This is a genomic window from Pseudomonas sp. BNK-15, from assembly GCF_047456105.1.
In the GTDB taxonomy this organism is placed as follows: Bacteria; Pseudomonadota; Gammaproteobacteria; order Pseudomonadales; family Pseudomonadaceae; genus Aquipseudomonas; species Aquipseudomonas putida_E.
The window spans coordinates 4,334,862-4,355,318 of record NZ_CP179898.1 but is presented as its reverse complement, the minus strand read 5'-3'; the positions used below and the strand labels follow the sequence as shown (position 1 = coordinate 4,355,318).

The 20,457-nt window shown below is 63.4% G+C and carries 16 protein-coding genes; 4 read left to right on the top strand and 12 right to left on the bottom strand.

Translation table 11 applies throughout. The features are described from left to right. Window positions 1-48: 48 nt before the first annotated feature. On the top strand, window positions 49-1,422 hold the full coding sequence (gene ppnN, locus ACMGF5_RS19895; RefSeq protein ID WP_115275064.1) for a nucleotide 5'-monophosphate nucleosidase PpnN: 1,374 nt from the start codon (window positions 49-51) through the stop codon (window positions 1,420-1,422). Between the two features lie 103 nt (window positions 1,423-1,525). On the opposite strand, the gene ACMGF5_RS19890 is transcribed toward ppnN, so the two are convergent. Both ACMGF5_RS19890 and pssA read right to left on the bottom strand, forming a co-directional pair. Further along, complete coding sequence (locus ACMGF5_RS19890) at window positions 1,526-2,692, bottom strand: GGDEF domain-containing protein (protein WP_251962393.1); 1,167 nt, start codon at window positions 2,690-2,692, stop codon at window positions 1,526-1,528. 82 nt (window positions 2,693-2,774) lie between these two features. After that, window positions 2,775-4,103 carry a CDP-diacylglycerol--serine O-phosphatidyltransferase gene (gene pssA, locus ACMGF5_RS19885; RefSeq protein ID WP_414157119.1) on the bottom strand — a complete coding sequence of 443 codons (1,329 nt, stop codon included), beginning with the start codon at window positions 4,101-4,103 and terminating at the stop codon, window positions 2,775-2,777. Between the two features lie 156 nt (window positions 4,104-4,259). On the opposite strand from pssA, the gene ACMGF5_RS19880 reads away from it, so the two are divergent. Further along, window positions 4,260-5,252, top strand: a complete 993-nt coding sequence (locus ACMGF5_RS19880) for a GlxA family transcriptional regulator (RefSeq protein WP_115275067.1) — start codon at window positions 4,260-4,262, stop codon at window positions 5,250-5,252. Between the two features lie 4 nt (window positions 5,253-5,256). Here ACMGF5_RS19880 and ACMGF5_RS19875 read toward each other — a convergent pair whose 3' ends face one another. The 4 genes from ACMGF5_RS19875 to ACMGF5_RS19860 form a co-directional block, all read right to left on the bottom strand. Beyond that, a complete protein-coding gene (locus tag ACMGF5_RS19875) occupies window positions 5,257-6,591 on the bottom strand; it encodes an MFS transporter (protein ID WP_174141469.1) in 1,335 nt (444 codons plus the stop codon). Between the two features lie 114 nt (window positions 6,592-6,705). Further along, window positions 6,706-7,917, bottom strand: coding sequence for a M24 family metallopeptidase (locus tag ACMGF5_RS19870; RefSeq protein ID WP_174141468.1), 1,212 nt, complete (start codon window positions 7,915-7,917; stop codon window positions 6,706-6,708). A gap of 238 nt (window positions 7,918-8,155) precedes the next feature. Beyond that, window positions 8,156-10,414: a catalase/peroxidase HPI gene (gene katG / locus ACMGF5_RS19865; RefSeq protein ID WP_414157118.1), complete on the bottom strand. Its 2,259-nt coding sequence runs from the start codon at window positions 10,412-10,414 to the stop codon at window positions 8,156-8,158. A 312-nt stretch (window positions 10,415-10,726) separates the two neighbouring features. After that, entirely contained in the window at window positions 10,727-11,605 is an 879-nt protein-coding gene (locus tag ACMGF5_RS19860; RefSeq protein WP_012314122.1) for a DMT family transporter, read from the bottom strand. A 227-nt stretch (window positions 11,606-11,832) separates the two neighbouring features. On the opposite strand from ACMGF5_RS19860, the gene ACMGF5_RS19855 reads away from it, so the two are divergent. After that, window positions 11,833-12,657, top strand: coding sequence for an aldo/keto reductase (locus tag ACMGF5_RS19855; RefSeq protein WP_414157117.1), 825 nt, complete (start codon window positions 11,833-11,835; stop codon window positions 12,655-12,657). Window positions 12,658-12,683: 26 nt separating this feature from the next. On the opposite strand, the gene ACMGF5_RS19850 is transcribed toward ACMGF5_RS19855, so the two are convergent. The 4 genes from ACMGF5_RS19850 to ACMGF5_RS19835 all read right to left on the bottom strand — a co-directional run bounded on the left by ACMGF5_RS19850 (window position 12,684) and on the right by ACMGF5_RS19835 (window position 16,280). Then, window positions 12,684-14,783 carry a putative bifunctional diguanylate cyclase/phosphodiesterase gene (locus ACMGF5_RS19850; protein ID WP_174141466.1) on the bottom strand — a complete coding sequence of 700 codons (2,100 nt, stop codon included), beginning with the start codon at window positions 14,781-14,783 and terminating at the stop codon, window positions 12,684-12,686. A 136-nt stretch (window positions 14,784-14,919) separates the two neighbouring features. Beyond that, window positions 14,920-15,414 carry a GNAT family N-acetyltransferase gene (locus tag ACMGF5_RS19845; protein ID WP_414157116.1) on the bottom strand — a complete coding sequence of 165 codons (495 nt, stop codon included), beginning with the start codon at window positions 15,412-15,414 and terminating at the stop codon, window positions 14,920-14,922. A 120-nt stretch (window positions 15,415-15,534) separates the two neighbouring features. Continuing rightward, window positions 15,535-15,747, bottom strand: a complete 213-nt coding sequence (locus tag ACMGF5_RS19840; RefSeq protein WP_012314118.1) for a PLDc N-terminal domain-containing protein — start codon at window positions 15,745-15,747, stop codon at window positions 15,535-15,537. A gap of 53 nt (window positions 15,748-15,800) precedes the next feature. Then, on the bottom strand, window positions 15,801-16,280 hold the full coding sequence (locus tag ACMGF5_RS19835; RefSeq protein WP_046785487.1) for a hypothetical protein: 480 nt from the start codon (window positions 16,278-16,280) through the stop codon (window positions 15,801-15,803). Window positions 16,281-16,419: 139 nt separating this feature from the next. Between ACMGF5_RS19835 and ACMGF5_RS19830 the strand changes: the two genes are divergently transcribed. Further along, window positions 16,420-17,427, top strand: coding sequence for a GlxA family transcriptional regulator (locus ACMGF5_RS19830; protein ID WP_046785488.1), 1,008 nt, complete (start codon window positions 16,420-16,422; stop codon window positions 17,425-17,427). A gap of 7 nt (window positions 17,428-17,434) precedes the next feature. Here the strand turns inward: ACMGF5_RS19830 and ACMGF5_RS19825 are convergent, their stop codons facing one another. Continuing rightward, window positions 17,435-18,106 (bottom strand): TetR/AcrR family transcriptional regulator, encoded by a 672-nt coding sequence (locus ACMGF5_RS19825; RefSeq protein WP_012314115.1) that lies wholly within the window; start codon window positions 18,104-18,106, stop codon window positions 17,435-17,437. A 173-nt stretch (window positions 18,107-18,279) separates the two neighbouring features. After that, entirely contained in the window at window positions 18,280-20,187 is a 1,908-nt protein-coding gene (quiC, locus tag ACMGF5_RS19820) for a 3-dehydroshikimate dehydratase QuiC (protein WP_012314114.1), read from the bottom strand. Window positions 20,188-20,457: the final 270 nt, after the last annotated feature.

Here is a 20,457-nt window from a genome sequence, read left to right as displayed (position 1 = left end):
TATGGTGTTGTCAAAGAAGGATGTTTTACCTGCACAGGAAAGACTTAGATGCCCCAACGCCATGTCATCAATGCATCCGTCAGCCCCAAAGGCAGCCTGGAGACGCTGTCGCAACGTGAAGTCCAGCAACTGAGTGAAGCCGGCACCGGTAGCCTCTACACCCTGTTCCGCCAGTGCGCCCTGGCCATCCTCAACACCGGCGCCCATGTCGACAATGCCAAGACCATCCTTGAGGCCTACAAGGACTTCGAGGTACGCATCCACCAGCAAGACCGCGGCGTGCGCCTGGAGCTGCTCAATGCACCCGCCGATGCCTTCGTCGATGGCGAAATGATCGCCAGCACCCGCGAGATGCTGTTCAGCGCCCTGCGCGATATCGTCTACACAGAAAGCGAGCTGGCCAGCCAGCGCATCGACCTGGAAAGCTCCCAGGGCATCACCGACTACGTCTTCCACCTGCTGCGCAACGCACGCACCCTGCGCCCGGGCGTCGAGCCGAAAATGGTGGTGTGCTGGGGCGGCCATTCGATCAGCAGCGAGGAGTACCAGTACACCAAGAAGGTTGGCCACGAACTGGGCCTGCGCAAGCTCGACATCTGCACCGGGTGCGGCCCAGGTGTGATGAAGGGGCCGATGAAAGGCGCCACCATCGCCCATGCCAAGCAACGCATGCACGGCAGCCGTTACCTGGGCTTGACCGAGCCGGGCATCATTGCCGCCGAGGCGCCCAACCCGATCGTCAACGAACTGGTGATCCTTCCGGACATCGAGAAGCGCCTGGAAGCCTTCGTACGTGTCGGCCACGGCATCATCATCTTCCCAGGTGGCGCCGGTACTGCCGAGGAGTTCCTCTACCTGCTCGGCATCCTGATGCACCCGGACAACCAGGACCTGCCTTTCCCGGTGGTGCTGACCGGGCCGCGCAGTGCCGAGCCGTTCCTGCTGCAACTGCATGCCTTCGTTGGCGCCACCCTGGGTGAGGCAGCCCAGCGCCACTACCAGATCATCATCGATGACCCGGCCGAGGTCGCGCGGCAGATGGTCGAAGGGCTCAAGGAGGTCAAGCAGTTCCGCCGTGAGCGCAACGACGCGTTCCACTTCAACTGGCTGTTGAAGATCGACGGCGGCTTCCAGCATCCGTTCGACCCGACCCACGCCAACATGGCGGAACTCGCCCTGCGCCGCGACCTGCCGCCGCATGAACTGGCCGCCAACCTGCGCCGGGCGTTTTCCGGCATCGTTGCCGGTAACGTCAAGGACAAGGGCATCCGCCTGATCGAGGAGCACGGGCCATATCAGATCCGCGGGGACAGTGCGGTACTGGAGCCACTGGGGCGCCTGTTGCAGGCGTTTGTCGACCAGCACCGGATGAAGCTGCCGGGTGGCGCGGAGTATGTGCCTTGCTATCAGGTTGTGACCTGAAGACAACAGGGCCGCACTGCGGCCCATCGCCGGCAAGCCGGCCCCCACTGGGTTTGCGCTGAGCTTGAGAGCAGCGGGGTACCTGTGAGGGCCGGTTGAAACGCTACCTGACCGGGTTCATCTCGCTGCGGTCAACCAGGCGAATACTGTTACGCCCGCCACGCTTGGACTGATACAGCGCCACATCACCCTGCTCGATCAACGCCGCCAGGCTCGCCGGCGGATGGTCGAACAGGTTGGCGCCAATACTCAGGGTCACGGCCTGCGGGGTCGGCATTGCCTGCTCGGCAAATTGCTGGAACTGGCTACGCAAAACACCGCCCAGCTCCACCACCCGCTCACTGCTGGCATCGCTGAGCAGGATGACGAACTCATCCCCGCCCAGCCGCGCCGCCAGTGACCGCTCCGGCAACACCGCACGGATCATCTCGCTGAGCGTGACCAACAGCCGGTCGCCAGCCGCGTGGCCATGCAGGTCATTGACCAGCTTGAAGTTGTCGATGTCTATCAGCAGTAGCGCCCCAGGCCGGGCCGGGCTCACGTCTTTTAACAGGGGCGTGGCGCGGACCTCCAACGCCCGGCGGTTGTACAGCGCCGTCAACGGATCGCGGGCAGCCAGCCGGGCGATCCGCTCTTCACGGCGATAACGCACGGTACCGGTCATCGACAGGGCGATCAGCATGATCGCCATGGCTCCCTCAACCAGCGACACCTGAATGATCAGGCCGCCGAAGGTCGCCAGGTCGATCAGCGTGCCAGGCGTCACCGCGATGACAGCCTTGACCACATAGAACAGGCCATGGATGAGCAGCACATAACGCAACTGCACCGCCCCCACGCTCAACGATTTGCCGTGCGGGCGCAACAGCAGGCTGGCCTTGAGCGTGAGCAGCGCCACCAGCAGCGAGTTGACCATCAGCATGACCTTCGACCACTGAGGCCCCACGGGCAGCAGCAGCAAGGCAAACCAGGCGACGACGATCAGCATCCAGCCCCGCGACAGGCGGGCCTGGGTAAAGCGCAGCACCCCCAGCAGGAAAAACGCATGCGCCACCACCAGCAAGCCGTTGGCGAACCAGATACCGATCAACAGCAGGCCGATCCCGCGCAACAGGGCCAGGGTGGAGCCGATGGTGATGGTGGCGAAACCCGCGCTCCAGAACAGCAGCGAGGGTTCGCGGACGCTGCGCCACTCGATCGCCAGGTACAAGGCTGCGGCGGCAGCCAGGGCGATGGTGATGGTAAGCATCGTGGGTGGATCAAGCGCCATGAAAGTTTTGGCCTGTCTGGTTAACGTGGAAAACGGCTGATTGTATTCGTTTGCCATGACTTTTCAGAGAGGTAAAAACGGCTCACAACACCCGCTTGATCAACGGCTCCAGGCGACTGAAACGCAAGCGGCGCAAGAACCTGCGCACTTCTTTGGGGTGCTCCGCCTTGACGCCCAATTCTTGGGCCGAGCCGATCTTCGGTGCAAACCGGCGAATGCCCTCCAGTTCCACTTCCCGCGGCACCGTCCATTCGCCCTGCGGGTCGTCGATCAGCAGCCCGTTCTCCAGGTCCAGGTTGAACCCGCGCGGATTGAGGTTGTTGCCTGTCAGCAACGAGTAACGCTGATCGACCCAGACGCCTTTGGCATGAAAGGTATGCCCAGGGTCGTTCCAGATCCGAACCACCAGTTGGCCGCTGACAATGCTGGCATGGCGGCGCCGGGCAAAGGCGCGCAGGTTGTCTTCATACAGATAGGGCAACGCGCCACTGGCGCTGAACGGCTCACCGGGCGCGATATAGAAATCATTGGCCGTACGGTGGCCGACAATCAGTTCCACCCGCACGCCGCGGTCCAGGGCGTGGTCGATCTCGCGCATCACCACTCGGGGCGGGTTGAAATAAGGCGTGCTGATGATGATCTGTGACCGCGCCGCAGCCAGCAACGCGCACACCGCGCGGTTAAGCGGGTTGCCACGGCCAACGCCGAGCAACGGCACCACCCGCAGGCCCTGCCCTGCAACGGCAGCCGGTGCGTCATACGCCATGCGCCGCAGCCGTGCACGCAAGCGGCGAATATCGCCGCGCAGGCTGCGGTTGGTCGGTGGCGCCGGCAGGTCCAGGCGCGGCGTTGCAGTGTGGTACAGCAGCCGCCGCACCAGGGCGACCATGGCATCGGCCAGCTCAGGCGACTGGAACAGGTGGTAACGGTCCAGGCGATAACGGTCGAAACGGTGCAGGTAGACGTTGTTCAGGCTGGCGCCGGTATAGATCACGCAGTCGTCGATCACGCTGCCCTTGAGGTGCAGCACGCCGAACAACTCACGGGTTTGCACTGGCACGCCATGAATAACCACGTCCAACCCACGCAGCTGACGCTGGGCCTGGTACCAGGCGGCATTGCCCGGCTGGCGCCCGGCGCCCAGCAGGCCACGGCGTGCGCGAAACCAGTCGACCACGATGACGATCTCCAGGCCCGGCCGCGCCGCCTTGGCCTGGTACAGGGCATCCAGCACTTCCTGCCCGGCCTCGTCCTCCTGCAAGTACAAGGCGACGATGACAATGCGCCGGGTCGCAGCGCCGATGCGCTCGAGCAAGCAGGCGCGATAGGCCGCGGCATCGGGCAACACCTGGATGGCCTGCGGCGCGATGGCGAAACCTGGCAGCGCCGCCAGCATGGATTCGGGGTTCAAGTAGCTTCACCTTCTGTCTGCATTCAGGTCCATTCCTGGCCATCACGCCGGGGTGTAAGATCGACCGGGCAACGACCCATAACAACAAGAAACATGCGAGGCCTGTTTTTCACTGCCCCCGACGAATCACGCCTCAGCTTGCACAGGAAGATCGCAATGGTCCACCCCGTTTCTGCAATCGTCTCGCCTTGCCCAGCCAAGACCTTCGGTTTTCTGGTGCTGCCCAACTTCACCACCATCGGCCTGGCGTCGGCGGTGGAAACCTTGCGCATGGCCAACCTGGCAGCCCGCCGCCCCCTCTACCGCACCGTATTGCTCGCTGCCAGCGAAGCGCCGGTGATGGCCAGTAATGGCATGCGTATCCTGCCTGACCATGCCATCGCCGAGGCCCCGCCGCTGGATGCCCTGTTCGTGGTCGGGGCCAACCCGATCGACCGCAGCCGAGGTAACCGGCCCCTGATCGACTGGCTGCGCCAACTGGCCCGCCAGCACGTTCCGCTAGGCGGCATCTGTACCGGCAGCTACCTGCTGGCCAAAGCCGACCTGCTCAAAGGCTATCGTTGCACCATCCACTGGGAGGACATCGAAGCCCTGCAGACGCATTTCCCCGGGATCGTCATATCCAGCCAACTGTTCGAACTGGACCGCGACCGTTACACCTGCTCCGGTGGCGTTGCGGCCATGGACATGATGCTGCAACTGGTCGCCCGCGAAGCCGGTGGCCAAGACATCGCCGCCAAGGCGGCCGAGTTGCTGCTGTGCGACCGGGTGCGCGGCGAGCGCGAGCGACAGCGCGTGCCGTTGCGCACCTTGCTGGGCAGTGCCCAGCCCAAGCTTAGCCAAGTGGTGGCGATCATGGAGGCCAACCTGGAGGAGCCGCTGGCGCTGGAGGAACTGGCCAGCCTCAACGAGGTGACCGTGCGCCAGCTAGAGCGGCTGTTCCACAAGTATTTGCAGCGCACGCCCAGCCAGTATTACCTGGAGTTGCGGCTGTCGCGGGCGCGGGAATTGCTGTTGCGCAGCGACGTGCAAGTGCGGGAGGTGGCGCTGGCATGCGGGTTCAGTTCGCCGGCGCATTTTTCCAAGAGCTACAGCCGCTTCTTTGGCCTGTCGCCGCTGGGGGAACGGCGGCAGGCATCGTTGCACTGATACCTCAGTCTTTCAGTTCGTCATGGGCCGTTTCCCGGCACATCAACATGGCCACCAGCGCCACCAGCGCCGCCGCCAGCAGGTACCCGGCCGGCGCCAGTTTGCTACCGGTTACATGAATCAACCAGGTGGCGATGAACGGTGCCGTCCCGCCAAACAAGGCGTTGGCCAGGTTGAAGCTCAAGGCAAAGCCACTGAAACGCACGCGGGTGGGGAAAATTTCCGCGAGCAGGCAAGGCAAGGTGCCGTCGTTCATCGCCAGCATCGCCCCGAAGAAGATCTGGATCGCCAGGACCACCAGCAGGGGCTGACCATCGAGCAGCTTGAACAGCGGCACGGTCAACCCCAGGAACAGCAGCGAAGCAACCACCAGCATGGTCTTGCGGCCAAAGTGGTCAGACAGGCGTCCCATCAGGAAGATCAGGCCGATGTAGGTGGCCAGGGAAACCGTCGAGGCGATGAACGAGTCACGCTCGCTCATGCCCATTTCATTCGACAGGTAAGTGGGCATGTAGCTGAGCAGCAGGTAGAACGCCACAGCATTGAGGCAGGTAACCCCGATACCGATGGCCAGGCTGCGGCGGTGCCGGCTCAGCAGTTCGCGGATCGGCGCCGGCGTCATGCAAGCCTTGCTTTCCAGCCGCTGTTCCATCTCCAGGAACTTGGGTGTGTCCTGCAGGCTCATGCGGATATAACGTCCCACCAGGCCGAACGGTGCCGCCAGCAAAAACGGCAGGCGCCAGCCCCAGCTGTGCAGGTCTTCAGTGCTGAGCAGTTCATGCAAGGCCGCGACGAATGCTGCACCGAACAACAGCCCGGCCGCGGTGCTGGCAGGCACGATGCTGGTGTACAGCCCCCGTCTGCCAGGCGGTGCGTATTCAGCGAGAAACGCCGCAGCGCCGGCATACTCGCCCGAAGCGGAAAAACCTTGCACCAGGCGGATCAGCAACAGCAGGCACGGTGCCCACAGGCCGATCTGCGCATACCCCGGCAGCAAGCCGATGCAGAAGGTCGAGATCGACATGATCAGGATCGACAGTGACAGCGCGTTGCGCCGCCCATGGCGATCGCCGAAATGGCCCCACACCACCCCGCCCAGCGGGCGTACGAGGAAGGACAGGGCGAATACCGCGAACGTCGCCAGCAAGCCGCTGGTCTTGTCGGTTTGCGGAAAGAAGGTGGCGGCGATGATGGTCGCCAGGTAGCCGTAGGCCGCGTAATCGAACCATTCGACGAAGTTGCCCATGAAACTGGCACGGGCGGCCTTGCGCAGGGCCTGGCGTTCGGCGCCTTGGGTGGCACCGGCGAGGGTGGGAGCATTCAGGGTGGTGCTGGACATGACGGATACCCTCTGGTTCTTCTAATTGGAGGCAGGGTCTGAAGGTCATACAGTTAGTTGTTATTGTGTTGTTTGTGCCGGCCTCTTCATTCGCGCAGAGGCCGGCACCTGTCATCATTTGCGAATGATGTTGTGCTCCGGTCCATACGGGAACTTGGTGATGTTCTCGGCACCCGTTTCATTGACGATCAGGATGTCATGCTCGCGGTAGCCCCCTGCCCCCGGCAGCCCTTCGGGCAGCATGATCATCGGCTCGATCGATACCACCATGCCCGGTTCCAGCACCGTATCGATATCCTCGCGCAGCTCCAGCCCTGCCTCGCGGCCGTAGTAGTGGCTGAGGGTGCCGAATGAGTGGCCATAGCCGAAGGTGCGGTACTGCAGCAGGTCATGGCGCAGGAAGATCTCGTTCAGCTCGCGGGCGATATCGCAGCAGCGCATGCCCGGGCGCACCAGCTTGAGCCCTGCCTCGTGCACTTCGACGTTGGCTTGCCACAGGCGCAAATGCTCGTCCGGGCAGTGGCCCAGGAACAACGTACGCTCCAGTGCGGTGTAGTAGCCGGCGATCATCGGGAAGCAGTTGAGGCTGAGAATGTCGCCCGGGTTTACCTTGCGGCTGGTCACCGGGTTGTGCGCACCGTCAGTGTTGAGCCCGGACTGGAACCAGGTCCAGGTGTCCATCAACTCGCTGTCGGGGAAACTGCGGGCGATCTCGCGGATCATCGCCTGGGTGGCATGCAGTGCCACTTCATATTCCGGCACCTGGTCCTGCAGCGCCTCGACCACCGCCGCACCGCCAATGTCGGCCACCCGCGCACCATGGCGAATGAGCGCCTGTTCTTCGGCGGACTTGATCATGCGCATGCGCATGCAGGGCGCACCGATGTCCAGCAGCTCGGCCCTTGGGTAGCAGGCAGCGAGCTTGGCATGGTTCTGCAGGTTGAGGTGGTCGTACTCCACGCCGATACGCGACGCCAGCGGTAGCGCCTGCTGGATGGCCACAAAATAGTTGTCGCGCTGCCAGTCGGTATAGACGATGTTGTCGGTACCGACCGTGCGACGCCAAGGTTGGCCACCGTCGATGTTGGCGCTGATCGACACCACCTTGTCGTGGGTCACCACCAGTGCATAAGGGCGGCCAAACGAACAGTAGAGGAAGTCGCTGTAGTAGTTGACGTTGTGGTACGAGGTGAAGATCGCCGCCTCGATATCCTGCTCGGCCATGTAGGCCCGCAGCCGGGCATGGCGGGCGGCGTATTCCTGTGCGGAAAAGGTCGGTTTAGCCTTGTTGCCGTTGCGGATCTTCAGGGTCTGGGGCATTTGCATGGTCGGTGTTCCTTGTCGTTGTGAGCACGCTGTTTCAGGCCGGCCGCCTGAGATGCATTGCAGCAGAACGAACGAGGACGCTTTTGTACCTATCCGACCTGGAATTGGCGCGATGGCCACTGACCCATTGCAAACAAGCCGGCCCCCACAAGCACTCCACCGCCGTCAGGCTGTGCGGTGTACCTGTAGGAGCCGGCTTGCCGGCGATTGGGCTGCAAAGCAGCCCCAGTCATCGCGTTTATTTCAAATCAAAACGATCCAGCTCCATCACCTTCACCCATGCTGCAACGAAGTCCTTGACGAACTTGTCCTTGCCATCGCTGCTGCCATACACCTCGCTCAGCGCCCGCAACTGCGCATGCGAGCCGAACACCAGGTCCACACGGGTACCTGTCCACTTCACTTGCCCGGTCTTGCGGTCGCGGCCTTCGAAGCTTTCGTTGTCGCCCGAGGTGGCCTTCCACTCCACCCCCATATCCAGCAGGTTGCGGAAGAAGTCATTGCTCAGGGTGCCAGGCTGGTCGGTGAACACGCCGTCCTTGCTGCCGCCATGGTTGGCGCCCAGCACCCGCAGGCCGCCGATCAGCACGGTCAGTTCCGGCGCGGTCAGGGTCAGCAACTGGGCTTTATCCAGCAGCAGCTTCTCGGCCTTGACGCTGTAACGCGCCTTGGTGAAATTGCGGAAACCGTCAGCCAGTGGCTCGAGCACGGCAAACGACTCGACATCGGTCTGTGCCTGGGAGGCGTCGACACGGCCCGGGCGGAATTGCACGTTGCCAGCGTAGCCGGCATCCTTGGCGGCCTTTTCCACCGCGGCGGTACCGGCCAGCACAATCAGGTCAGCCAGGGAAATATGCTTGCCGCCGTTGTTGAACTCACCCTGGATCTGCTCCAGTGCCGCCAGCACTTTGCCCGTGCCCTGATTGGCTGCCCAGTCCTTCTGCGGCGCCAGGCGCAGGCGCGCACCATTGGCGCCGCCGCGCTTGTCGGAACCACGGAACGTCGAGGCGGCTGCCCAGGCGGTGGATACCAGCTCACCGACACTCAACCCTGACGCGAGTATCTTGCTCTTTAGCGCGGCAATGTCCTGCTCACTGGGTAATGCTTGATTGGCCTTGGGCAGCGGGTCTTGCCAGAGCAGTTCCTCATTGGGCATTTCCGGCCCGAGGTAACGTGCCAGCGGGCCCATGTCGCGGTGGATCAGCTTGTACCAGGCGCGGGCGAAGGCGTCTGCCAGCTGGTCGGGATTGTCCTTGAAGCGCCGGGCGATCGGCTCGTAGATCGGGTCGAAGCGCAGGGCCAGGTCAGAGGTGAGCATGGACGGTGCGTGGCGTTTGCCCGGGTCATGGGCATCCGGCACGGTGCCAGCGCCTTTGCCCTCCTTGGGCTGCCACTGGTGGGCACCGGCTGGGCTCTTGGTCAGTTCCCACTCGAAGTTGAACAGGTTGTTCAGGTACTCGTTGCTCCAACGCGTTGGCGTAGAGGTCCAGGTCACTTCCAGGCCGCTGGTGATGGTGTCGCCACCCTTGCCGGTGCCAAATTTGTTGGCCCAGCCCAGGCCTTGCAGTTCAAGGCCGGCGGCCTCCGGTTCGGGGCCGACGTTGTCGGCCGGCCCTGCACCGTGGGTTTTGCCGAAGGCGTGGCCGCCGGCGATCAACGCAACGGTTTCTTCATCGTTCATGGCCATGCGGCCGAAGGTTTCGCGGATATCCTTGCCCGAAGCCACCGGGTCGGGGTTGCCTTCCGGGCCTTCGGGGTTGACGTAGATCAGGCCCATCTGCACCGCGGCCAGCGGGTTTTCCAGGTTGCGCTCGGCCGACAGGTCGCGGTTCTGCTCTTCACCGTGCTTGGCGGGTTCGGCCACCAGGTCCCCCTGCCCGGGCGCCTGGGCCTTGACCTGGTCCTTGCCATAGCGGGTGTCGCCGCCGAGCCAGACCTTTTCCGAGCCCCAGTACACGTCTTCGTCCGGCTCCCACACATCCGCGCGGCCGCCGGAGAAGCCAAAGGTCTTGAAGCCCATCGATTCCAGGGCGACGTTGCCGGTGAGCACGATCAGGTCGGCCCAGGAAATCTTGTTGCCGTACTTCTGCTTGATCGGCCACAGCAGGCGCCGGGCCTTGTCCAGGCTGACGTTGTCGGGCCAGCTGTTGAGCGGTGCGAAACGCTGCTGGCCAGAGCCGGCGCCGCCGCGGCCGTCACCGATGCGGTAGGTGCCGGCGCTGTGCCAGGCCATGCGGATGAACAACGGGCCATAGTGGCCGAAGTCGGCCGGCCACCAGTCCTGGGAGTCGGTCATCAAGGCGGTCAGGTCTTGCTTGAGCGCCTGGAAATCGAGGCTCTTGAACGCCTTGGCGTAGTCGAAGTCCGGGTCCATCGGGTCGGACTTGGCGCCATGTTGGTGGAGAATCCTGAGGTTGAGCTGGTCAGGCCACCAGTCTCGGTTGGTGGTGCCGCCACCTGCGGTTTGATGGAACGGGCATTTCGATTCGTTCGACATCTGCTGTTACCTTTGGGTCGGTTATCCAGATTTCCGGTCTATGCCAGGTGTTCTTTGAGCCGAGCACATGGGCTCATGCCTACCCCTCATCAGGTCAGGTCGGTCACGTTCCGACAGGGGCTTGCGAAGCTGTCACGGCGTGGCGGCAGGGTCTTGCACCCAGGTGCTCTGACGCCGCCCGCAGGGGAATTCGCAGGGCCACGGACAAGACTAGTCGAGCTTGGGCAGACTTCTAATAGAGTGGCTATTGGAGGGTGATAGGTAGGCTCTGTCAGGATTGCCGGGCAGGCGACAGCGCCCCCTGCCACCGGCTCACTTCCTGCGTTGCATCCAGGCAGCCCCAAGCCCACTCAGGCAGATGATGGCGATACCCAGCAAGGTGGTGCTATCGGGCACTTGCCCGTAGATCAGCAACCCCAGCAAGCCGGCAAACACGATCTGGCAATAACTGAACGGCGCCAGCAGAGCTGGCGCGGCGTGGCGGAAGGCCTGGGTCAGCAGCAGGTGCGCACTCATGCCGAAACCGCCCAGTGCCAGCATCAGCAGCGCGTGGTCCCAGCGCGGCAGCTCCCAGAAAAACGGCACCAACGCACTCATCACCAGCGTGTTGCACAGCCCGGCGTAGAAGTTGCTGGTGGTGGGGCTGTCATGGGCGGCGAGTATGCGCGTGAGCAACTGGTAGAAGCAAAAGCCTAGCGCCGAGCCGAAGGGGTACAGGATTGCCGGGGTGAACATCGCGCCACCGGGGTGCACCACCACCAGCACGCCGATGAAGCCCAGCACCACCGCCACCCATTGCCCTGGCGTGACCCGCTCCTTGAGCAGCGGCGCCGACAGCGCAGTGACCAGCACCGGGGCCAGGAAGTTGACCGAGGTCGCCTCGGCCAGCGGCAGGTACTGCAAGCCGGTGGTGAACAGCAGGCTGGTGCTTAGCAAGCTTAACGCGCGCAACGTCTGTAGCACCGGGCGCCGGGTGCGCAGCACATTCAGGCCGGATTTGGGCAGGAATATGCCGGCCATCAGTAGTGTGTGCACCAGGTAGCGGGCCCACACCACCATGATGATCGGGTATAGCCCACCGAGGAATTTGGACAAGGCATCGTGGCTGGCGAACAGGAACGTGGCCACCACCACCAGGGCGATACCGCGCAGGGGGTGGTTGACTCCGGACAGCGGTGTGCTGGAACTCATGGCGTTCTCGATGGCGGCGCTGCGGCATGCAGCGCCAGGTGAAGGCAGTGCGACAACAGGGATTCTAGAAGAGATACGACGACTTAAGGAAGGTCAATTGACACGCCGGTTCAAGCCAATGTGTTTTCCGTTCGCTGATCGACCACTTTCAGCTCCCTACTCGTGGTCCCTGACAGGCTAAACGCGCACCATCGAACGTGGCCCTCGAACCCGAACAAGGAGTTTTCATGCATAGGCTCACCACCCGCAACGGCCTCGACCTGCCCAGCATCGGCCTGGGCACCTGGCCGATGACCGGCGCCGAGTGCACGCGTGCAGTTCACCAGGCGCTGGAGCTGGGTTACCGGCACATCGATACCGCCACCGCCTACGACAACGAAGCTGCTGTTGGCCAGGCGTTGCGCGACAGCAGCGTGCCACGCGAGCAGATCCACCTGACCACCAAGGTCTGGTGGGACCGCCTGGCGTCCGAGGCCATGCGCCAGTCCCTGGAGAACAGCCTGCGCGCCCTGGGCACCGAGCAGGTCGACCTGTTCCATATTCACTGGCCCGGCAAGGACTGGGACCTGGCCCGCAGCATCGAGACGCTGGTGGCCCTGCGTGACGAGGGCAAGGTACGCAGCATCGGCGTGGCCAACTTCCCGCTCGGCCTGCTGCGCCAGGTGATCGAAACGCTGGGCGCGCCGCTGGCGGCGATACAGGTGGAATACCACGTGCTGCTCAGCCAGCAACCGCTGCTCGACTATGCCCGCCAGCACGACCTGCTGCTCACGGCGTATACCCCGCTGGCCCGCGGGCGGGCGGCGGCGCAGCCGGTGATCCAGGACATCGCCCGCAAGCATGGTGTGTTGCCGAGCCAAGTGGCGCTCAAGTGGTTGCTGGACCAGGACGGCGTGGCGGTGATCCCCAAGGCCAGCAGCCGCGAGAACCAGCTGAGCAACCTGGCGGCGCTGGATGTGCGCCTGGATGATCAGGATCGGGCGCTGATTGCCGGGTTGCCAAAGGATCAGCGGGTGGTGAACCCAGACTTTGCGCCGGACTGGAACAGCTGAATGCCAGGGGCCGCTTTGCGGCCCCTTCAACCCACCGCCACAGCCACCTGCTTCAACCGCTCCCCCGCCGGCACCGGCCGCCCATACAGATAACCCTGAAAGTGCGAGCACCCCTCCGCCGCCAGGCGCTGCATCTGCTCCTCGGACTCCACACCCTCAGCCGTGGTCTTGATCATCAGGCTGTTGGACAGTTCGGTGATCGCCCGGACGATGGACATCGCCTCGCGGCTGTCGCACATGTCATGCACGAACGACTTGTCGATCTTGATCCGGTCGAACGGGAACGAGCGCAGGTAACCGAGCGACGAATACCCGGTGCCGAAGTCATCCAGCGAAATCGACACCCCCAGGTCTTTCAGCGCGCGCAAGGTACGCACGTTCTCCTCGCTGTTGCCCAGCAGTACCGATTCGGTGATTTCCAGCTCCAGGCGCTGGGGCGCCAGGCCCGAGTCGGCCAGGGCCAGCGCCACGGTATGGACCAGGTTGGCGTTCTTGAACTGCACCGGTGACAGGTTGACCGACACCGTCTGCTCACTGTCCCAACTGGCCGCCTCCTGGCACGCCAGGTTCAGCGCACGGGTGCCGAGTTCGTGGATCAGCCCGGTCTCCTCGGCAATGGGAATGAAGTCCATGGGCATGACCATGCCACGGGTCGGGTGCTCCCAGCGCAACAGCGCCTCGTAGCCAGTCACGCTGCTGGTCTGCTGGTCCACTATCGGCTGGTAATGCAGGTGCAACTGCCCAAGGTGCAGCGCAGTGCGCAGGTCGGTCTCGACCAGGCGGCGCTGGCGGGCGGCGACATCCAGTTCGACGTGGAAGCACTCAAAGCGGTTACGGCCATTGCGCTTGGCTTCGTAGAGGGCCATATCGGCGTAACCGAGCAACTGTTCGGCCTGTTCATTGTCATCGGGGGCAATGGCGATGCCGATGCTCACGCCCACCGTGAACTGGTGGCCTTCGATCTGGAACGGCGGGCAAATCGCTTCAATCAGGCGCTTCGCCGTATTGCAGGCAGCCTCGCGGCCGTCCAGGCCAGTCAGCACCACGGCGAACTCGTCGCCGCCCAAACGGGCCAGGGTGTCTTGCTCGCGCAGCTCGCGGCGCAGGCGCTTGCCCAGGGCGCGCAACAGCTTGTCGCCGAAGGCATGGCCGAGGGAGTCGTTGATGTTCTTGAAGTTGTCCAGGTCCAGGCACAGCGCTGCGGTCAGCTTTTCGCTCTGCTGGCCGCGCACCAGTGCCTGCTTGAGCCGCTCGTTGAACAGTGTGCGGTTGGGCAAACCGGTCAGCGCGTCGTGGTGCGCCATGTGGTGGATCTGGGCGTGGGCGGCCAGTTCCTCGGTGGCGTCCTCTGCCACGAACAACACATAGTCGGCCTGGCCCTCGCGGTTCTGGCTGAGCAGTGCGCGGCTGCGCAAGGTACGCGGACCACAGGCGGTATCGACCCGGGTTTCAGCAGCATAACCCTTGGGGTTGCGCGCGCCACGGGCGAGCTGCTGTTCCAGGTAGTCAGCCGCAGCCGGTGCCAGGCACTCACCCGGCAACTGGCCGATCATGCTGCTGCCGCGACCACCGAACAGGCGTTCGGCCTGCTGGTTGGCCAACAGGATGCGCTGGCTTTCCAGGTCCTGGACGATAACGCTGGCGGGAATGTTGGCGATCACCGAATCAAGGAACTGCGAGAGCTTGGTCATCTCCTGGCTGTACTGTTCAGCCAGCTCCTTGGCCTGCAACAGCTCCAGTTCCTGCTGGCGCCGCTCGGAAATGTCGCGGGTGACCTTGGCGAAGCCAATCAGATGGCCGTTGTCATCGCGCACCGCCTCGATCACCACGTGGGCATGAAAGGTCGAGCCGTCCTTGCGCAGGCGTGCGCCGGTTTCTTCGAAGCGGCCCGTGTCGCGCGCCTGCGCAAGGTTCTGCTCGGGCAGGCCGGCGACGCGCTCGGCTTCGCTGTAGAACAGCGAGTAGTGCTTGCCGACGATTTCGTCGGCAAGGTAACCCTTGGCCCGCTGGGCGCCCGGGTTCCAGTTGGCGACGATACCGTCGGGGGTGAGCAGGTAGATGGCATAGTCCACCACGCTCTGGATCAACAGCCGATACATGATGTCGGGGCTTGCGACTAGCGACATGAAAATTTCCCTGAACCTGCAACGCGCACGAAAAGGAACCCCAGGCCAGAGCGACCGGGTCTTGAATACGAGGTAATGGCATTATGCCGCTTGAGTGGATTTTGTGAAGTGGCTCACAGTTTTTTGCCAGCGCCGCTCAATGGTAAGCGGACGTAACCTTATAGGTGAGCAGGTCCGGGTCATCACCCAGCACGATTTGCTGCACCGGCCGCGGCAAGTCGGCCACGACGGCTTTGCAGAAGGCAACGGCGGTGGGGTCCGGCGCATAGCAGCGCAGGAGCCAGTCTCCGGCACCGCTGAGCAACTGCAGCGCGACCGCACGGCCAATACCCTGCCGGCGGTAGCGCTTGAGGATGAACAGGTCGGCCAGCTCACTGGCATTGATGCCAGGCAGCTCGCTGCGCTCGACCAGCACGAAACCGGCAATGAAACCATCCACCAGTACCAGGTTTGCGCTCCAACCGTTTGCAAGCCAATAGCGCTGCAGGTGCTCTTCGTGAATGTAGAAGCGCCCGTCTACCTCGACGTCTTCCTGCTCCCAGTCAGAGGACTCGTAGGCACAGAACTGATAGAGATTACGGATCAGGTCGGCCTGGTCGCGGGTAGTGGTGAGCAATTCGATGGGCAGCATGGGGGGCTCGGGCACAGGGGTGGTTGAAAGGCTTTCATGTTGAAAGTACCGGCCCCCAGATTATGGCTCAACTCAGCGCCATGAACGGCATCAGGCGCCCCGCACCTGATGCCGTGCCCCTCACTTTTCTTGCAGTACCGCCCTGCCCTTCACTGCCCGCGGCCCGCGCCAGGCCCAGAACAGCAACCCGGGGAATGGGGCGTAGACGACGAAGACGATCCATAGCATCTTGCGCTCCGCGCGCCGTTCGCTGCCGATGATGTGCCAGATGGCGAAGATCTCCAGCAAGATGACCAAGGCCGCGACAATGATCCAGATCGTTCCGATTTCCATGAGCACTCTCCCGTTGGCATGTAAAGGGTTGGGTTACTGCCAGCGGCAAGGGTTCATTCGGATTTACTTGCCTGGGCCTTTTCCAGTGCAGCCTTCAACGCCTTCGCATCAGCGAACTCCTGCTGGCTGACCAACGCTCCCTGCTCAAGCTGCAACCACAGCACCTTGCCTTCCTGCCCAGGATAGCGGCTGGCCACCTGCCCTTCACGATCAAGCATAACCCGGTAGTTGTAATCACGCATGGCCGGGATGGCGAACAGCTTGCTGATCAGCGCCGGCATGCGCTGGATATCCGCCACAAACACCGCATCGCGCGACTCCAGGTAGCCCTTGGGCTGTTCAGCCAGGGCCGCCTTCACCAGCTTGGCGCCGTCCATGTCGCGGGCCACCAGCAGCACATGCGTGCCGGCGTCCAGGGTATAGGGCTGGTCATGCTGGTCGAGCAGCGTCCACGGTGCGAGCTTTTCCCCGGTTTGCAGGGCGTTTGCCACCAGTGGCAGCAGGCTGAACAACAGGGCGACGGCGTATTTCATCGAGGTTCTCCAGGTGGGAGGCGCCAGCATAGCCCAGTTGCCTCAATACGACCTCCAATACCACAGGCCCACCCAGGCGATTGTCTTTCCCCTAGCTACCGGCCACACTCGCCAGGCCATCCAGGAAGCGGAGTCCAGAGTGCCCACCCCACGCCAGTTCAGCAAGAAGACCAGCACCACCAACATGCTGCGGCTCAAGGCCACCGCGGGCAGCCCCCAGGCGCCCTACCGCGTCGACTTCGTCCTGCTCAAACACTTCTCCATGGCCAGTTTCACCGTGGCCATGGACGTGCTGGTCACCGCCAACCTGCTGCGCGCCGACAGCTTCAGCTTCACCCCACTGTCGCTGGACGGCGACCGGGTGCTGAGCGACCTGGGCCTGGAACTGGTGGCCACTGACCTTGTTGCCAGCGAACTGAAAGCACTTGACCTGCTGATCATCTGCGGAGGCTTGCGCACACCGCTGAAGTACCCCGAACTGGACCGCCTGCTGGATGACTGCGCCGCCCACGGCAAGGCCCTGGGCGGGCTATGGAACGGCGCCTGGTTTCTTGGCCGCGCCGGGGTACTGGATGACTATGGCTGCAGTATCCACCCCGAGCAACGCGCCAGCCTGTCCGAGCGCAGCCCGCAGACACGCATCACCCCGGCCAGCTTCACCCTGGACCGTGACCGGCTCAGCGCCGCCAGCCCCAATGGCGCCATGGAACTGATGCTCGGCCTGGTCCGCCGCCTTTACGGTGACGGCCTGGCAGAAGGCGTCGAAGAAATCCTGTCGTTCTCTGGCGCCCGCTACCGGCAGGTCGGCCCGGGGGCGAAAAAGTCGATGAGCCTGCACCTGCGCACCATCGTCGAGCTGATGGAGAACAACCTCGAGGAAACCCTCAGCCTCGACCAGTTGGCGGCCTACAGCGGCCGCTCGCGGCGGCAGATCGACCGCCTGTTCCAGGCCCAGCTGGGCACCTCGCCGCGGCGCTACTACATGGAACTGCGCATCACCAAGAGCCGCCGCCTGCTGCAGTACTCCGACCTGTCGGTGATGGAGGTTGCGGTGGCCTGTGGCTTTGTTTCGGTGTCGCACTTCAGCAAGTGCTACGCGGCCTACTTCGGCTACCCGCCGTCACGTGAGCAACGGCTGGGCGAGTGAACGGCACTCAGGCCTGGATGTAACGCATCACTGCTTCGCAGATCATGGCCTTGTGGCGCAGTTTGACCTGCTCATCCAGCAGGTCGATCTGGAAGATATCGCCGAAGGTATGGCGGTTCGAGACCCGATAGAAGCAGAACGCGCTCATCAGCATGTGCAGGTCGATGACCTCGATGCCCGGGCGGAACACCCCCTCTTGCACGCCACGCTCCAGCGTGCGGCCCAGCGCCTGCAGCACCAGGCTGCTCATCTCGCGGATGGCCGGGGTTTTCTTCACGTACTCGCCGTAGTGGATGTTTTCGGTGCAGACCATGCGCACGAAATCGACGTTGCGGTCGTGGTGGTCGAAGGTGAACTCGGTCAGGCGCTGGATGGCCTGCTCGGCCGGCAGCGACTCCAGGTCCAGGCGGTGCTCGGTCTTGCGGATGTCGCCGTACAGCTTGACCAGGCACTCGACGTACAGCTGCTCCTTGCTGCCGAAGTAGTAGTAGATCATGCGCTTGGAGGTGGCTGTGCGCTCGGCGATGGCATCCACCCGCGCGCCTGCCAGGCCTTGCTGGACGAACTCGTTGATGGCGGCCTGGAGGATGTCCTCGCGGGTTTTTTCAGGGTTGTTCTTGCGCGACTTGCGTGTCCCTTCGATCTCGGGCTGGCCGAGGGGGGCAACGGGATTGCTCATAGCTGCTCACGGGGTATTTATTGGGATTTGGACGGGATTATCCGTGAGTGGAGGGTTGGAAGGAAGCGCGCTGTTGATCGGGTGGGCAGGATTGGCGGGGGCCCAGCCTGAGCCCCTTGATCAAGCGCTGCACAGGCAGCGCCCGATCTCACAAGCCGTGAACCCTTGGGCCGTTACAGCACCGGCTTGCGCGCCGCTCCGCTGCGCCGCTTGGCCATCGCCGCCAACCGCACAGGAACGTTGGCCGCACCGTACCCGGCATACCCCCCCTTGCGCTGGATGATTTCAAAGAAGAACCGGTCCTCGAACGCCTCGGTGTACACGTGGAACAGCTCGCCGCCCTGGGCATCGCGGTCGTACAGCACGTTGTAGTACGCCAGCTCGCTGAGAAACTCGTCATCGAAATCGAAACGCGCCGCCAGATCGTCGTAGTAATTGAGCGGAATTTCCAGCAACGGCACACCGGCTTCCTTCGCCCGCGCCACTTCCTTGAAGATGTCGGCACAATCGAAGGCGATATGGTGAACGCCCGACCCGCGATAGCTCGACAGCGCGTGGGCGATGGCGGTGTTGCGGTTTTCCGATATGTTCAGCGGCAGGCGCAGGCTGCCGCACTGGCTGCGCAGGGCACGGCTTTTGACCAGGCCGTAGGGGTCGGGCAACACCACTTCATCATCTGCGGCAAAGTCGAACAGGCTCTTGTAGAACAGCACCCAGCTGTCCAGCGACTCGGCCGGCAAGGCCAGGGCCATGTGGTCGATGCGCTGCAGGCCACCGGTGCTGCTGGCGCTCTGGTCCAGGCGGAAGTCGGTGTCGTACAGCGACGGGCCTTCCTTGCCCTGCTCCACCAGGTAGATCAGGCTGCCATCCGGGGCGCGCACTGCAGGCACCTCACATTCATTGGGGCCGACCAACCCACGGAACGGCTGGCCGCGGAAGTCGGTGGCGCGCTGCAGCGCCGCGTGCTCGTCCTTGACCCGCAGCGCGGTGGCACACAACGATGGGCCGTGGGCCTCGAAGAAGTTGTGGCCAAAGGAGTAGGGCTCGGCATTGAGCACGATGTTGATGTCGTTCTGGCGCAGCAGGCGTACGTCCTTGCTGCGGTGCTTGCCGGCGTCGGCAAAACCCAGGCGCTTGAGCCAGCTGCCCAGACGCGCGCCGACCGCTTCGTCCACGGCAAATTCGAGGAATTCCACGCCGTCGTAGGTACTGGCGGCGGGCGGTGCGAACAGCACACCCGGCTCGATCGCGGTGCCCTCCTGTTGCAGGCGCAGGCGGGTCTGTTCCTCCAGGTACAACAGCGAACGCAGGCCATCAGCGGCGTTCTGGCGCGGTGGTGCGGCGCGGAAACCGTCGTTGAAGATTTCCAGCGACAGCGGGCCGCGATAACCGGTGGCCAGGATCGGCGCGAGGAAACCGGCCAGGTCCATTTCGCCCTGCCCCGGGAAGCAGCGGAAGTGGCGGCTCCACTCCAGCACATCCATGGCCAGGATCGGCGCGTCGGCCATCTGCACGAAAAAGATCTTGTCGCCGGGGATGTCGCGGATCGCGGCAGGGTCGCCCTTGAGCGACAGGGTGTGGAAGCTGTCGAGGATCACGCCCAGCGCCGGGTGGTCGGCCTGGCGCACCAGGTTCCACACTTGCTGGTAGGTGTTGACGTGACGGCCCCAAGCCAGGGCTTCGTAGCCGATGCGCATGCCGCGTTGGCCGGCGTGCTCGGCGAGCAGGCGCAGGTCGTCCACCAGCAGTTGTTCTTCGCCCAGGGCGTCGGCCTGCACGTTGCTGCACACCAGCACCAGGTCGGTGCCCAGCTCTTGCATCAGGTCGAACTTGCGCTCGGCGCGGTCGATGTTCTTCTGCAGGCGGTCGCGGCGGCAGCCTTCAAAATCGCGGAACGGCTGGAACAGGGTGATGGCGATGCCGAGGTCGGCGCACATCTGCCGCACCTCGCGCGGGCTGCCGGCATAGTAGAGAAGATCATTTTCGAAGATCTCGACGCCGTCGAACCCGGCGGCGGCGATGGCTTCGAGCTTTTCCGGCAGTGTGCCGCTCAAGGACACGGTGGCTATCGAACGCTGCATGGTGGAATTCCTTGTTATGGGGCTACTGGGCTGGAAGCTGGGGCTAAGCAACACACCATCAGACTTCTTGGCATGATGAATTATTCGCAGGTAAAGTCATGGCAGCAATCACTTTGTACGGAACGGTTAGTTTTGCGTTCGATTACCGCACAAAACCCGTTTTGGCGAATTGATTCACTGCCACCCCTGCGCAACCATGAGACCAGACGCAGGCACACCGACCACCACTTTCTGCCCAGTGGCCGTTCGGCACAACCTGCGCTCACAAGC